The 356-nt window shown below is 60.4% G+C and carries 1 protein-coding gene; it reads right to left on the minus strand.

Features of this window, described 5'->3' with window-relative positions; genetic code table 11:
- Positions 1-356, minus strand: a 356-nt coding sequence (modA, locus tag L692_RS0119445) for a molybdate ABC transporter substrate-binding protein (RefSeq protein ID WP_025701724.1), incomplete at both ends; no start/stop codon positions are given.

The following is a 356-nucleotide window of genomic DNA, read 5'->3' on the forward strand; positions in this document are numbered from 1 at the left end:
ATTGCCGGACGCCACATAGGTCAGCACCTGTCTGACATCCTTCGTCAGCACGATTTTGGGCGTCAGCTTGTCCCAAAGCCCCGCATGCCGAAGGAACTGCTGCGCATACATCCCGGCAGGCACCGATTCAGGCTGTCCGACCGCAAGCTTGGCGAAGCCGGAGCCGGTCAAATCCTGCGCCGAGACATTCGCCGGTGCCGAATCGGTCGGCACGATCAGCACCAGCTCATTCGTGAGCAGGGTCCGGGTCAGATCGGAACGGGCAAGCTTCTTGTCTATGAGGGCGTCCATCTGTTTCGTCCCGGCCGAAATGAATAAATCCGCAGGCGCGCCCTGCTCAATCTGCTTCTGGAGCG

This window comes from Paenibacillus forsythiae T98 (assembly GCF_000520735.1).
Lineage (GTDB): Bacteria > Bacillota > Bacilli > Paenibacillales > Paenibacillaceae > Paenibacillus_AQ > Paenibacillus_AQ forsythiae.